General features: G+C 71.2%; 11 protein-coding genes. 1 reads left to right on the top strand and 10 read right to left on the bottom strand.

The window, feature by feature from the left end; genetic code table 11:
- Positions 1-97 precede the first annotated feature (97 nt).
- The gene (gene ileS, locus ACRWND_RS20345; RefSeq protein WP_431951382.1) at positions 98-3,226 is read left to right on the top strand and encodes an isoleucine--tRNA ligase; all 3,129 of its coding nucleotides are present in this window, start codon (positions 98-100) and stop codon (positions 3,224-3,226) included.
- A gap of 371 nt (positions 3,227-3,597) precedes the next feature.
- Here ileS and ACRWND_RS20340 read toward each other — a convergent pair whose 3' ends face one another.
- The 10 genes from ACRWND_RS20340 to murD all read right to left on the bottom strand — a co-directional run bounded on the left by ACRWND_RS20340 (position 3,598) and on the right by murD (position 13,705).
- The gene (locus ACRWND_RS20340) at positions 3,598-4,770 is read right to left on the bottom strand and encodes a DivIVA domain-containing protein (protein WP_431951380.1); all 1,173 of its coding nucleotides are present in this window, start codon (positions 4,768-4,770) and stop codon (positions 3,598-3,600) included.
- A gap of 46 nt (positions 4,771-4,816) precedes the next feature.
- Positions 4,817-5,107 (bottom strand): YggT family protein, encoded by a 291-nt coding sequence (locus ACRWND_RS20335; RefSeq protein ID WP_431951378.1) that lies wholly within the window; start codon positions 5,105-5,107, stop codon positions 4,817-4,819.
- A gap of 62 nt (positions 5,108-5,169) precedes the next feature.
- Positions 5,170-5,751 carry a cell division protein SepF gene (locus tag ACRWND_RS20330; protein WP_431951376.1) on the bottom strand — a complete coding sequence of 194 codons (582 nt, stop codon included), beginning with the start codon at positions 5,749-5,751 and terminating at the stop codon, positions 5,170-5,172.
- A 63-nt stretch (positions 5,752-5,814) separates the two neighbouring features.
- Positions 5,815-6,576: a YggS family pyridoxal phosphate-dependent enzyme gene (locus ACRWND_RS20325; protein WP_431951374.1), complete on the bottom strand. Its 762-nt coding sequence runs from the start codon at positions 6,574-6,576 to the stop codon at positions 5,815-5,817.
- The gene (gene pgeF, locus ACRWND_RS20320; RefSeq protein ID WP_431951414.1) at positions 6,548-7,288 is read right to left on the bottom strand and encodes a peptidoglycan editing factor PgeF; all 741 of its coding nucleotides are present in this window, start codon (positions 7,286-7,288) and stop codon (positions 6,548-6,550) included. The genes ACRWND_RS20325 and pgeF overlap by 29 nt, the downstream gene beginning before the upstream one ends.
- 15 nt (positions 7,289-7,303) lie before the next feature.
- The gene (ftsZ, locus tag ACRWND_RS20315) at positions 7,304-8,557 is read right to left on the bottom strand and encodes a cell division protein FtsZ (protein WP_431951372.1); all 1,254 of its coding nucleotides are present in this window, start codon (positions 8,555-8,557) and stop codon (positions 7,304-7,306) included.
- Between the two features lie 246 nt (positions 8,558-8,803).
- Positions 8,804-9,577 (bottom strand): cell division protein FtsQ/DivIB, encoded by a 774-nt coding sequence (locus ACRWND_RS20310; RefSeq protein ID WP_431951370.1) that lies wholly within the window; start codon positions 9,575-9,577, stop codon positions 8,804-8,806.
- Positions 9,578-9,756: 179 nt separating this feature from the next.
- Complete coding sequence (gene murG / locus ACRWND_RS20305; RefSeq protein ID WP_431951368.1) at positions 9,757-10,848, bottom strand: undecaprenyldiphospho-muramoylpentapeptide beta-N-acetylglucosaminyltransferase; 1,092 nt, start codon at positions 10,846-10,848, stop codon at positions 9,757-9,759.
- 6 nt (positions 10,849-10,854) lie between these two features.
- Entirely contained in the window at positions 10,855-12,255 is a 1,401-nt protein-coding gene (gene ftsW / locus ACRWND_RS20300) for a putative lipid II flippase FtsW (protein WP_431951366.1), read from the bottom strand.
- A gap of 40 nt (positions 12,256-12,295) precedes the next feature.
- Positions 12,296-13,705: a UDP-N-acetylmuramoyl-L-alanine--D-glutamate ligase gene (murD, locus tag ACRWND_RS20295; protein ID WP_431951412.1), complete on the bottom strand. Its 1,410-nt coding sequence runs from the start codon at positions 13,703-13,705 to the stop codon at positions 12,296-12,298.
- Between the last annotated feature and the right edge of the window lie 59 nt (positions 13,706-13,764).

Genomic DNA, 13,764 nt, shown 5'->3' with positions numbered 1-13,764 from the left:
AACCAAGGAGGGTGGTACCGCGGGAGCACTCACAGCAGGCGCTCTCGTCCCTCCGACGGAATACGCACGCGCACGTGTCCGCCGGAGGCAGAATCCGATGACGCAGTACCGCCAGGTCCCCGCCCAGGTCGACCTGCCCGCGCTGGAGCACGACGTGCTCGCGTTCTGGCAGGAGAACAAGGTCTTCGCCCGCTCTCTCGAGCAGAGCGAGGGCAAGCCGGAGTGGGTCTTCTACGAGGGCCCGCCGACCGCCAACGGCATGCCCGGCGCGCACCACATCGAGGCTCGCGTCTTCAAGGACGTCTTCCCGCGCTTCAAGACGATGCAGGGCCACCATGTGACCCGCAAGGCCGGCTGGGACTGCCACGGCCTGCCGGTGGAGCTCGCCGTCGAGAAGGAGCTGGGCTTCTCCGGCAAGAAGGACATCGAGGCGTACGGCATCGCCGAGTTCAACGCCAAGTGCCGTGAGTCGGTGACCCGGCACACCGACGCCTTCGCCGAGCTGACCACCCGCATGGGGTACTGGGTGGACCTCGACGACGCCTACCGGACCATGGACCCGGAGTACATCGAGTCCGTCTGGTGGTCGCTCAAGCAGATCTTCGACAAGGGCCTGCTGGTGCGGGACCACCGCGTCGCGCCCTGGTGCCCGCGCTGCGGGACCGGCCTGTCCGACCACGAACTGGCGCAAGGGTACGAGACCGTGGTCGACCCCTCGGTCTACGTGCGCTTCCCGCTCACCTCGGGTCCGCTCGCCGGCGAGGCCGCGCTCCTGGTGTGGACGACCACACCCTGGACGCTGGTCTCCAACACCGCGGTCGCCGCCCACCCTGACGTCACCTATGTCGTCGCGACCGACGGCGAGGAGAAGCTGGTCGTCGCCGAGCCGCTGCTCGGCAAGGCGCTCGGGGAGGGCTGGGCGGCCACCGGGCAGAGCTTCACCGGGCGCGAGATGGAGCGCTGGACCTACCGGCGGCCCTTCGACCTGGTGGAGATCGAGGGCGCGCACTTCGTCGTCAACGCCGAGTACGTGACGACCGAGGACGGCACCGGCCTGGTCCACCAGTCGCCCGCCTTCGGTGAGGACGACCTGAAGACCTGCCGCGCCTACGGCCTGCCCGTCGTCAACCCGGTGCGGCCCGACGGCACCTTCGAGGAGGAGCTGGCGCTCGTCGGCGGTCAGTTCTTCAAGAAGGCCGACGAAGTCCTCGTCGACGACCTGCAGTCGCGCGGGCTGCTCTTCCGGCACCTGCCGTACGAGCACAGCTACCCGCACTGCTGGCGCTGCCACACCGCTCTGATCTACTACGCGCAGCCGTCCTGGTACATCCGCACGACCGCGGTCAAGGACGCCCTGCTCCGCGAGAACGAGCGCACCAACTGGTATCCGGAGGCGGTCAAGCACGGCCGCTTCGGCGACTGGCTCGACAACAACATCGACTGGGCGCTGTCCCGCAACCGCTACTGGGGCACGCCTCTGCCCGTCTGGCGCTGCGAGCAGGACCACCTCACCTGCGTCGGCTCGCTGGCCGAGCTGTCGCAGCTGACCGGCGCCGACCAGACCGGCCTCGACCCGCACCGCCCCTTCATCGACGACGTCACCTTCGCGTGCCCGCAGTGCTCCGCCGAGGCCGTGCGTGTGCCCGAGGTCATCGACGCCTGGTACGACTCCGGCTCCATGCCGTTCGCGCAGTGGGGCTACCCGTACCGCAACAAGGAGCTCTTCGAGGGCACCTACCCGGCGCAGTTCATCTCCGAGGCGATCGACCAGACCCGCGGCTGGTTCTACACGCTGATGGCCGTCGGCACCCTCGTCTTCGACCGGAACGCCTACGAGAACGTGGTCTGCCTCGGCCACATCCTCGCCGAGGACGGCCGGAAGATGTCCAAGCACCTGGGCAACATCCTCGAGCCCATCCCGCTCATGGACCAGCACGGCGCCGACGCCGTGCGCTGGTTCATGGCGGCCGGCGGCTCGCCCTGGGCGGCCCGCCGGGTCGGCCACGGCACGATCCAGGAGGTCGTCCGCAAGACCCTTCTGACGTACTGGAACACCGTCGCCTTCCAGGCCCTTTACGCCCGCACCTCCGGCTGGGCCCCCGGCGAGGCCGATCCGTCCCCGGCCGACCGCCCGCTGCTGGACCGCTGGCTGCTGGGCGAGCTGGGCACCCTGGTGCGGGACGTCACCGACGCGCTGGAGTCCTACGACACCCAGCGCGCGGGCAAGCTGCTCTCGTCCTTCGTCGACGATCTGTCCAACTGGTACGTGCGCCGCTCGCGGCGCCGCTTCTGGCAGGGCGACAAGGCGGCGCTGCGCACCCTGCACGACGTCGTCGAGACGGTGACCCGCCTCATGGCCCCGCTGGTGCCGTTCATCACCGAGCGCGTCTGGCAGGACCTGGTCGTCCCGGTCACTCCGGGCGCCCCCGAGTCGGTGCACCTGGCGAGCTGGCCCACGGTGGACGAGACGCTGATCGACCCCGTCCTGTCCGAACGGATGACACTCGTGCGCCGGCTCGTGGAGCTGGGCCGTGCCACGCGGGCCGAGTCCGGGGTCAAGACCCGTCAGCCGCTCTCGCGGGCCCTGGTCGCCGCGTCGGGCTTCGAGGCGCTCGACGAGGAACTGCGGGCGCAGATCGCCGAGGAGCTCAACGTCGGCTCCCTGGCGTCGCTGAGCGAGGTCGGCGGCTCCCTCGTCGACACCACGGCCAAGGCCAACTTCCGCGCCCTCGGCAAGCGCTTCGGCAAGGGCGTCCAGGCCGTCGCCAAGGCTGTCGCCGCGTGCGACGCGGCGGCGCTGTCGCTGGCGCTGCGCGAGGGCAACGCATCGGTGGTCGTGGACGGCGAGACGGTCGCCCTGACGCCGGAGGAAGTGATCATCACGGAGACCCCGCGCGAGGGCTGGTCCGTCGCGTCCGACTCCGGCGCGACCGTGGCGCTCGACCTCGAGATCACCCCCGAGCTGCGCCGGGCCGGCCTGGCCCGCGACGTCATCCGGCTCGTCCAGGAGGCCCGCAAGAACAGCGGCCTGGACGTGGCCGACCGCATCGCCCTGCGCTGGACCGCGGTCGACCCGGAACTGGCCGAGGCACTCGCCGAGCACGCGCAACTCGTCGCGGACGAGGTCCTGGCGACGGACTTCGCCTCCGGCGCCCCGGAGGAGGGTTACGGCCCGGCCTTCACGGACGAGGTGCTCGGGCTCACGTTCCACCTCCGCAAGCGGTAGCCCCCCGGGCAGACGCTGACGCCCCGCCCACGGGTTCCGTGGGCGGGGCGTCAGCGTTTGGTGCGCACCCCGCGAGGCGGCCACGCCATCGGACCTCACCAGGGCGCTCTGCCCACCGCCGGTGGACCTCACACCGCAACCCGGAGTCACCCCGGACGCCAGCGAGGGTTCAATGGGCACGTGCGGGGCCGCCCCGAAGGCCGCCCCCGACCCACCCACTCACGTGCGCCCCCTACAGTGCCGACCCCAGCGTCACGTGCCCGCCCCCCGCACAGCGCGCGAAAGGGCCGGGCCCCCGAGGGAAGCGATTCCCTGGGGGCCCGGCCCTCTGTGGTGCCGCGATCGCATGAGCGACCGCCGTCGCGCAGCGACTAGTTGTCGTCCTCGTCGATCAGGAACCCACGCATCGGCGTCGGCGCCTGCTGCAGCGGCGCCGGTCCCTGCGGCCGTACCGGTGCCATCGGCTGCGTCATGGCCGGCGACATCTGCTGCTGGCCGCCGTACGTCGGGGTCTGCCCGCCGACGCCGCCCATGCCCTGACCGCCGCCGTAGCTCTGACCGCCACCCATGGTGCCGGCACCGGCCGTGGCCATACCGCCGCCCATCGTGCCGCCCATGCCTCCGGAACCGGAGGAGAGCGACGCTGCCGCGGGGGTGCGCGGCGGGGCGAGCGAGTCGTCGGCCTGGTTCTCCAGCTGGCGCAGCTGGCTCTCCAGGTACGACTTCAGGCGGGTGCGGTACTCGCGTTCGAAGCCGCGCAGATCCTCGACCTTGCGCTCCAGCGTGGCGCGGGCGGACTCCAGGGAGCCCATGGCCACGCGGTGCTTCTCCTGCGCGTCCCGCTCAAGGGCGTCGGCCTTGGCGCGGGCGTCGCGCTCCAGGCCCTCGGCGCGGCTGCGGGCCTCACCAACGATCTTGTTCGCCTCGGAGCGCGCTTCGGCGATCGCCTGGTCGGCCGTCTGCTGGGCGAGCGAGAGCACCCGGGCGGCGCTGTCACCACCGGGGCCCTGCTGCTGCATCGGGTGACCGGGGCCGCCCATGGGGTGCTGGCCCATCGGACCGGGACCCATGGGGCCGCCCTGCATCTGGCCTTGACCCATCGGACCCTGACCCATCGGACCCTGGCCCATCGGACCGGGACCCATGGGGCCGCCCTGCATCGGACCCTGGCCCATCGGACCGGGGCCCTGCTGTGCGCTGGGCCCGGCGGGCAGGGCGAGGCCACTGCCGGGTCCCTGGGGACCGGGGCCGCCCATCTGCTGGGGCGGCACCGGCTGCGGTCCTGATATGGCGGCGGGCACGGGAGCCCCGGGACCGCGGCCGTCCTGCGGCTCGGGCTTGCGCATGCCCTGCTGCTGGTTCTGGGCGGCGGCACGGGTCGCCGCGGCCAGCTTGGCCCGCAGGTCCTCGTTCTCGCGGAGCAGTCGGGTCAGTTCCGCCTCGACCTCGTCGAGGAAGGCGTCCACCTCGTCCTCGTCATAGCCTTCTCGGAGGCGGACGGTGGTGAACTGCTTGTTCCGCACGTCCTCGGGGGTCAGTGGCATCTCTTCACCTCAACGTGATCGTCGACATATCGGGAGCCCGCATCGGTCATCCTCGCAAGCCCCCCACGACGGTGAGCAGGATGTACACGATGATCATCAATACGAAGAAGGACAGGTCGAGCGCCACGCCCCCGAGACGTAGCGGCGGGATGAACCGCCGCAGAAGCTTGAGTGGCGGATCGGTGACAGTGTAGGCGGCCTCCAGAACGACCACCATGGGCTTCCCAGGCTGCCACGATCGGGCGAACTGGAAAACGTAGTCCATCACCAACCGGAAGATCAGGACAAGCAGGAAGCACATCAGCGCGATCCACAGCACCTGGAGTGCGATGTCCATCGCGCTTCCCTCTCCCCTGCCCGGTCATGGGCCTCGCGGCCGGTTTCGTACGGTTGCGTATCTCAGCTCTGATTGAAGAACCCGCCTTCGGCGATGCGGGCCTTGTCCTCCGCCGTGACATCGACGTTAGCAGGCGACAGCAGAAACACCTTCTGCGTCACCCGCTCGATACTGCCGTGCAGACCGAAGACCAACCCGGCGGCAAAGTCGACAAGTCGCTTCGCGTCCGTGTCGTCCATCTCCGTCAGATTCATGATCACCGGCGTGCCCTCACGGAAGTGTTCCCCGATCGTACGGGCTTCGTTGTACGTACGGGGGTGGAGTGTCGTGATCCGGTACGGCTCTCGTTCCGACACGACCTTAGGCATGATCACCGGTGCGTTCTTCTCCAGGCTATGGCGTTCTTGTGTGATAGATGCCACTGAGGCGATCCGGGGCTCCCGGGGGGCCGGAGCGTGCACGATGCGCGCCGGTTCCTCCGGTTGTGTCTGGTGCGGTGGCTGGTGGGACTGGTGCGGGCGGCGGGAGCGCTCCGGCTCGGGTTCGGGTTCGAACTCGTCGTCGGGGTCGAATCCCGGGCCGTCGTACCCGTCGTCCTCCACGAGGCCGAGGTAGACCGCCATCTTGCGCATCGCGCCGGCCATGCTCTGCGTCCTCTCAGCGGGGAAAGACCATATTTTTTGTGTGGTCCGACTTGTTTGGTGACGTTACCCGAGCCCGGTCCGGACTCCGAGTACCGCGCTACCGATGCGTACGTGTGTCGCACCGGCGGCGACGGCCTCTTCGAGGTCCGCGCTCATCCCTGCCGAGACCATGTTTGCAGCCGGATGCGCCGCGCGCAGGCAGGATGAGATTTCCACCAGCCGATCGAAGGCAGCGCGAGGTTGACCGGCGTACGGCCCCGCCAGCGGTGCCACGGTCATCAGCCCGTCGAGGCGGAGCCCGGGGGCGGCGGCGACGGCCTCGGCGATCCCTTCGACGGCATCGGGTGCGATGCCGCCGCGGGCGCCCTGCGAGCCGGACTCGGCGTCCAACGCGACCTGCACCAGGCAGCCGAGCTCGCGGTCGGCCCGCTCGGACTTCACGACGGCCGCGGAGAGCGCGTCGACCAGCCGGAGGCGGTCGACCGAGTGCACGACATCCGCGTAACGGACCACCGAGCGCACCTTGTTCGTCTGCAACTGGCCCACGAAGTGCCAGGTCAACGGGAGGTCGGCGCAAGCCTCGGCCTTGGGGGCCGCGTCCTGGTCGCGGTTCTCCGCCACTTCGCGGACGCCCAGCCCCGACAGGAGCCGCACGTCACGGGCCGGATAGGTCTTGGTGACCACGACCAAGGTCACCTCGCCCCGTGCCCGGCCGGCCGCCGCGCAGGCCGTCGCGATGCGCTCCTCGACCGCGGTCAGGTTCGCCGCCAGCTCGGCCCTTCGCTCTTGCGTACGATCAGTCACTCGGTCCGTCCAACCAGACATATCCCGCGAGTCGCCCGGTCGTCCGCTCGCGGCGATAGGAGAAGTGATCCCCGGACTCCATCGTACAAATATGGGATTTCTCACCCATGGGTACACCCAGTCGGGCGAGTTGGGCGTGCACTCCGCTGACGATGTCCAGGGAGGGGGTGCCCCAGCTCGTGGTGGCCCGGGCCTCGGGGACGGCGGTGGCGACCTCCTCCCGCATGGCCTCGGGAACCTCGTAGCAGGAGCCGCAGACCGCGGGCCCGGTCATCGCGATGATCCGCTCGGCGCGGGCGCCGAGGCCGACCATGGCCTCCACCGCCGCCGGGACGACTCCCGCCAGCAGACCCGGACGGCCGGCGTGGGCCGCGGCCGCCACCCCGGCGTGCGGGTCGGCCATCAGGACCGGGACGCAGTCCGCGGTCAGCACCGCGAGGGCGAGCCCGGGGCGGGTGGTGACGACGGCGTCCACCTCCGGGACCCGGCCGTCGGCCCAGGGGGCGGCGACGACGGCGACGTCGTTGCCGTGCACCTGGTTCATCCACACCACGCGGGCGGGGTCGACTCCCAGTTCACGCGCGGCGAGGTCGCGGTTGGACCGGACGGCGGCCGGATCGTCGCCGACCGCGCCGCCGAGATTGAGGCTGTCGTACGGAGCGGCGCTCACCCCGCCCCACCTGTCGGTGAAAGCGAAGTGGGCGCCGCCCGGACGTTCGAGGTTGAGCGTTATCACGTGTGGCTGTGCTTACTTCAGGAAGTCGGGTACGTCGAGTTCCTCGGCGGTGGTGTCCTGGTACGGACGCGCCGGGGGAACCTGCGGGGCGATCGGCTGGGCCGGCACTTCGGCGACCGGCTCTCCCCCGGCCTGGCGGCCGGAGGAGGCGGCCGGGGGCTCTTCCTCACGCTGGGTGACACTGCCCAGGCCGCTGAAGGCCGGGCGGACCGGCTCGGCGGGCGGGGTGGCCGGGCGAGCCGGGGCCGGGGAGGCGCTCTCCTCGCGGGAGGGGGAGGAGTACGAGCCGAGCACCTTGTCGCGGTTGCGGGTCGGCGGCTGCCCGCCGTCGAAGCCCGCCGCGATGACGGTGACCCGGACCTCGTCGCCCAGGGCGTCGTCGATGACCGCGCCGAAGATGATGTTGGCCTCGGGGTGGGCGGCCTCGCTGACCAGCTGGGCCGACTCGTTGATCTCGAACAGACCGAGGTCCGAGCCGCCGGAGATGGAGAGCAGCACGCCCCGGGCGCCGTCGATCGACGCCTCCAGCAGCGGCGAGGAGATGGCCATCTCCGCGGCGGCGACCGCGCGGTCGTCCCCGCGGGCGGAGCCGATGCCCATCAGGGCCGAACCCGCCTCGGACATGACGGACTTCACGTCGGCGAAGTCGAGGTTGATCAGGCCCGGAGTGGTGATCAGGTCGGTGATGCCCTGGACACCCGAGAGCAGCACCTGGTCCGCGGAGCGGAAGGCGTCCAGCACGCTCACCTGGCGGTCCGAGATGGACAGCAGGCGGTCGTTGGGGATCACGATGAGGGTGTCGACCTCGTCGCGCAGCCCGGCGATGCCGTCCTCGGCCTGGTTGGCCCGGCGGCGGCCCTCGAAGGTGAACGGGCGGGTGACCACACCGATGGTCAGGGCACCCAGCGAGCGGGCGATGTTGGCGACCACGGGCGCGCCGCCGGTGCCGGTGCCGCCGCCCTCGCCCGCGGTGACGAAGACCATGTCGGCGCCCTTGAGCACCTCTTCGATCTCCTCGCGGTGGTCCTCGGCGGCCTTGCGGCCGACATCGGGGTTGGCGCCGGCGCCGAGTCCACGAGTGAGCTCCCGGCCGACGTCCAGCTTGACGTCGGCGTCGCTCATGAGCAGGGCCTGTGCATCGGTGTTGATCGCGATGAACTCGACGCCCTTGAGACCGACCTCGATCATCCTGTTGATGGCGTTCACGCCACCGCCGCCGATGCCGACGACCTTGATGACTGCGAGGTAGTTCTGCGGTGCTGCCACGTCGAAGGCCTCTCGCCTCGAGTTACGTATACCTGTGGGGACGGTCGGGAAGGCCGGCCGATCCGAACCCTAACCCTGAGGTTTAGGGTTACCAGTATGTCTGTCCCGCACTGTCTTTGGGACAGGACACTAAATCGACAAGCGGTTCGCGTTCAACGAACACGCCGAACCTCCCGCTTTTCTTTTGACCCTATGTGATCACGCCAGAGCCGGACCAGTCAGGGTGTCGAACAGAAGACGGAGGCGTCAACCGTCCGATGCGGCAGGGGATGTTGGGGCGCTCACATCGAAGAACTCGGCATCACGCTCGACTTTCATCAGCGCCGCGAGGGCGACCGCCTTCTCCGCGCCCTGTTCCGCGCTCCCCCACATCACCACACGACCACCGGCCAGTTGGACCGTAATGTCGTCATATGAGCGCACCTCGATGAGCTGCGCGTCCCGGTATGCGGCCTTCGGCAGGTCCGCCGCCACCCGAACCGCCGCCGCCAGAAGGCGTTTTGCCCCGAAAAGTCGATAGCTCGCGGAGTCGCGGTCGGGCTGCAATTCGATGATGGGCACACCCTTGAGAGGGGTCTCACGCTCGGCGAACCGGAAGCCGTCCGCGTCGACTTCGGCGAAGTAACCGTCACCTTTCACAAGGGCGGCAGGAGTTCGTTCCGTCACTTTCAGTGTGACCGTGTGCGGCCATGAACGCTCCACCTCCACTGCGGAGATGCGCGGCAGCCGCGCCTTGAGCCGGCGGGCGATCTCGCCCGTGTCCACGGAAACCAGCGGCCCGTTGAGCGGGACCTGCGCCGCGTCGCGCACCTCGTCGGGGTAGAGAACCTCGGCGCCCGCCACGCGGACATGCGTCGCGCGCAGCCAGGAGGAGCCGTAGAGCAGCCAGGCGCCGGCGCCGCCCAGCACGGTGGCCGCGGCGAGCGCCGCGAGGACGATGACGCGCCGGCTCCGCCGCGGCGGGCCGTGGAGCCCGTCGTCCTGGTCGCCGGCCGCCTCGACGGTCGTCGGTACGGCCACGTTCGCCTCCGGGGTCGTCGCAACTGCCTTCGCTTCCGGGCAGGCTAGTCGTCGTGCTGGATGCCCGGGCGGCCGCGCGCCGCCGGGCGGGCCGGGCCCCCTCCCCCGTGACCCCAACGGAGCACGGGTCGCCCCCGCGGCGTCCGCGGGGTGCCGGAGGTGCCCGGCCGGCGCCGGGTTCAGCGGCGTCGGGCGGCGATCGCCTCGTGGACCATGGCGACGAGCAGTTCGTCCGCGTGCGGGCGGCCGAACTCGGCCGCGGCACGCGACATCTCGTACAGACGGTGCGGATCGGTCATGACCGGCAGCACGTTGCCGAGCACCCAGTCCGCGCTCAGGTCCGCGTCGTCGACGATGAAGCCGCCGCCTGCCTTGACCACCGGCTGCGCGTTCAGCCGCTGCTCGCCGTTGCCGATCGGCAGCGGGACGTAGGCGGCCGGCAGGCCCACGGCGGACAGTTCGGCGACGGTCATGGCGCCGGCCCGGCAGAGCATCATGTCCGCGGCCGCATAGGCGAGGTCCATCCGGTCCAGGTAGGAGACGGGGATGTACGGCGGCATGCCGGGCATGTTGTCGGAGCGCGGGAGCTCGTTCTTCGGGCCGACCGCGTGCAGGATCTGGATGCCGGACTGCTGCAGGCGCGGGGCGACGGAGGTGATCACCTCGTTGAGCCGCCGGGCACCCTGGGAGCCGCCCGAGACCAGCAGGGTCGGCAGGCCCTGGTCGAGGCCGAAGGCGGCACGCGCCTGGGCGCGGACCGCGGCCCGGTCGAGGGTCGCGATGGACCGGCGCAGCGGGATGCCGACGTAGCGGGAGTGCCGGAGCTTGCTGTCCGGGGTGCTCACGGCCACGAAGTCGGTGTAACGGGAGCCGATCTTGTTGGCGAGGCCCGGGCGGGCGTTGGCCTCGTGCACCACGATCGGCACGCCGAGCCGCTTGGCGGCCAGATAGCCGGGCAGGGCGACGTAGCCGCCGAACCCGACGAGCGCGTCGGCCTTGGTGCGCTCCAGGACCTGCTCGGCCGCCTTGATGGTGCCGCGCAACCGCCCGGGGACGGTGATCAGCTCAGGGGTGGGCTTGCGCGGCAGCGGAACGGCGGGGATGAGCGCCAGCTCGTAGCCGCGTTCTGGCACCAGCCGGGTCTCCAGGCCCCGCTCGGTGCCGAGTGCCGTGATCCCCACGGTCGGGTCCTGCCTGCGCAGGGCGTCGGCGAGCGCGAGCGCGGGCTCGATGTGGCCGGCGGTCCCCCCACCGGCGAGTACGACATGCACCGAAATTCACCGCTCTCCGGACGGCCGCCGTCTGACGAACCGCCTCATCGTCCGTGTCATTGCCCCCGGCCAGTAGCCGGGCCCCCGCGCGTTGAGCGCCGCTCGCGCGGCGGGCTCGCTCCTCGCGAAGGCGATGAGCAACCCGATCGCGAACATGGTCGGCAGGAGGGCCGAGCCCCCGTAGGAGAACAGCGGGAGCGGGACACCGGCGATCGGCAGCAGGCCGAGCACCGCACCGATGTTGACCACGAACTGCGCCGTGATCCACGTCGTCACGCCTCCCGCGGCAAACCTGACGAAGGGATCCTCCGTTCGACCGGCCACGCGGATACCCGCATAGCCTAGAGCCGCGAAGAGGGCGAGCACCGACAGCGTGCCCGTCAGCCCCAGTTCCTCCCCGGTCACGGCGAAGATGAAGTCGTTGTGCGGTTCGGGTAGTTGGCCCCATTTCTCCACACTCGCCCCGAGCCCGGATCCGAACCACCCGCCCGAGGCCAGGGCGTAGATGCCGTGCACCGCCTGCCAGCAGCCGCCACTGGGAGTGACCTCGGTGGCGCCGATGCACTGCAGCCGCTCCATGCGGTTGCCGCTGGTCTTGATCAGCAGGAAACCGATCGCCCCCGCGACGGCGAGCACGCCCGCGAACAGCCGGGTGGGGGCGCCGGCGATCCACAGCAGGCCGAACAGGATCGCCGTGAGGATGATGGCGGTGCCCATGTCACCGCCGAGCATGATCAGGCCCAGCAGCAGGAAGGCCACCGGCACCAGCGGGATCAGCAGGTGCTTCCACTGGGCGAGCAGCTTCAGGTCCTCCTTGCGGGCCAGCAGGTCCGCGCCCCACAGCACGAGCGCGAGCTTGCCGAACTCGCTGGGCTGCAACTGGAACGGGCCGCCGAGGCGCAGCCAGTTCTGGTTGCCGTTGACGGACTCCCCTATCCCCGGCACCTGGACGAGCGCCATGAGGAACACCGAGCCGACGAGCAGCGGGTAGGACAGGGCGCGATGCAGCCGTACCGGCACCCGCGTGGCGGCGATGAGCAGGCCGGTGCCGAGCACGGCGGCGAACAGCTGCTTGCGGAAGTAGTACGTGGACGGCAGTCCGTCCTCCAGCGCCTTGATCTGCGAGGCGGAGAAGACCATCACCAGGCCGAGCACGGTGATCAGCAGGCTGCTGCCGAGGATGACGTAGTAGGCGGTCAGCGGGCGGTCCCAGGCCCGCCTGGCGCGGTCCAGGACGACCCTGGTGCCGCGCAGCGCGCTGCCCCGCGGCGTCTTTCCGTCGGACGTGCGCGCCTTGGGGGCGGTCGCCCTGGGGCGGGGCGGCGCCGGCCGCGGCGGGCGGGCCGGCGCCTTCAGCGCGTTGCGGGAACGAGAACCGGAGGCGCCACCTTGTTCGGCTGCCGTCATGTCCCCTCCTAGGTCGCGGTGCGGGCCGGAGCGGCTGCGGCTACTGCCCGGCGCCGGGCGCCCGCAGATCCCGTACGGCCTCCGCGAAGGCGTTTCCGCGAGCCTTGTAGTTCGCGAACATGTCCATCGACGCGCAGGCCGGTGCCAGGAGCACCGTGTCCCCCGGGTGGGCGAGGCGCCGCGCCGCGTGGACGGCCGCCGCCATCGCCCCAGTGTCGGTGCGGTCGAGGTCGACGACCGGGACCTCGGGGGCGTGTCGCGCGAGCGCTTCACGGATGAGGGCGCGGTCGGCCCCCATCAGCACGACGCCGCACAACCGCTTGCCCGCGGCCTTGACCAGGTCGTCGAACTCCGCGCCCTTGGCGAGGCCGCCGCCGATCCAGACGATGTGCTCGTACGCGGCCAGGGAGGCCTCTGCGGCGTGGGTGTTGGTGGCCTTGGAGTCGTCGACGTAGTCCACGTCGTCGATCCGGTCCACGTGGGCGATGCGGTGGGCGTCCGGCCGGAAGGCACGCAATCCGTCCCGGACGGCGGCCGGAGGGACGCCGAACGCGCGGGCGAGCGCCGCCGCCGCCAGGGCGTTGGCGATGTTGTGCGGCGCCGGCGGGTGCACGTCGGAGACCTCGGCCAGCTCCTGGGCGTTCTTGTGCCGTTCGGGCGCGAAGGCCCGGTCGAGAAGGATGCCGTCGACGACCCCGAGCTCCGAGGGACGGGGGCTGCCGAGGCCGAAGCCGATCGCACGGCAGCCCTCCTCGACGTCGGCCTCGCGCACCAGCGCCTCGGTGGCCGGGTCCGCGAGGTTGTAGACGCAGGCGACCTTGTTGCCCTCGTAGATGCGGCCCTTGTCGGCGGCGTAGGCCGCCATGGAGCCGTGCCAGTCGAGGTGGTCGGGGGCGAGGTTGAGGACCGCGGCCGAGTGCGGACGGACCGAGGGGGCCCAGTGCAGCTGGTAACTGGACAGCTCCACGGCGAGGACGTCGTACTCCTCGCCGGACAGGACGACCTCCAGGACCGGCGTGCCGATGTTGCCGACCGCCGCGGTGCGCAGGCCCGCCGCGGTCAGGATCGAGGCCAGCATCTGCACGGTGGTGGTCTTGCCGTTGGTGCCGGTGACCGCGAGCCAGGGCGCCGCCCCGGGACCGCGCAGCCGCCAGGCCAGCTCCACGTCGCCCCACACGGGCACGCCCGCGGCCTCGGCGGCCACGAACAGGGGGCTGGCGGGCGGCCAGCCCGGCGAGGTGACGATCAGCTCGGTGCTCTCGGGCAGGGTACGGCCGTCCCCGAGCCGCACGGTGACGCCGAGCGCCTCCAGTTCGGCGGCCTGGGTCCGGGCCCCCGCGTCGTCGCCGTCGTTGACGACCGTCACGCGGGCGCCGAGGGCGTGCAGCGCCTTGGCGGCGGGCACGCCGGAGACGCCGAGGCCGGCGACGGTGACCCGGCGGCCCGGCAGGCCGAGCCGCCCGGCCGCCTCGACAGCGGCCGGCGGGAGTCCGCCTCGACGGGAGCCGG

Origin of the sequence: Actinacidiphila sp. bgisy167, assembly GCF_965342175.1 — a bacterium.
Classification (GTDB): domain Bacteria; phylum Actinomycetota; class Actinomycetes; order Streptomycetales; family Streptomycetaceae; genus Actinacidiphila.
The sequence above is the reverse complement of the archived record's forward strand: the minus strand, read 5'-3'. Positions and strand labels throughout refer to the sequence as shown.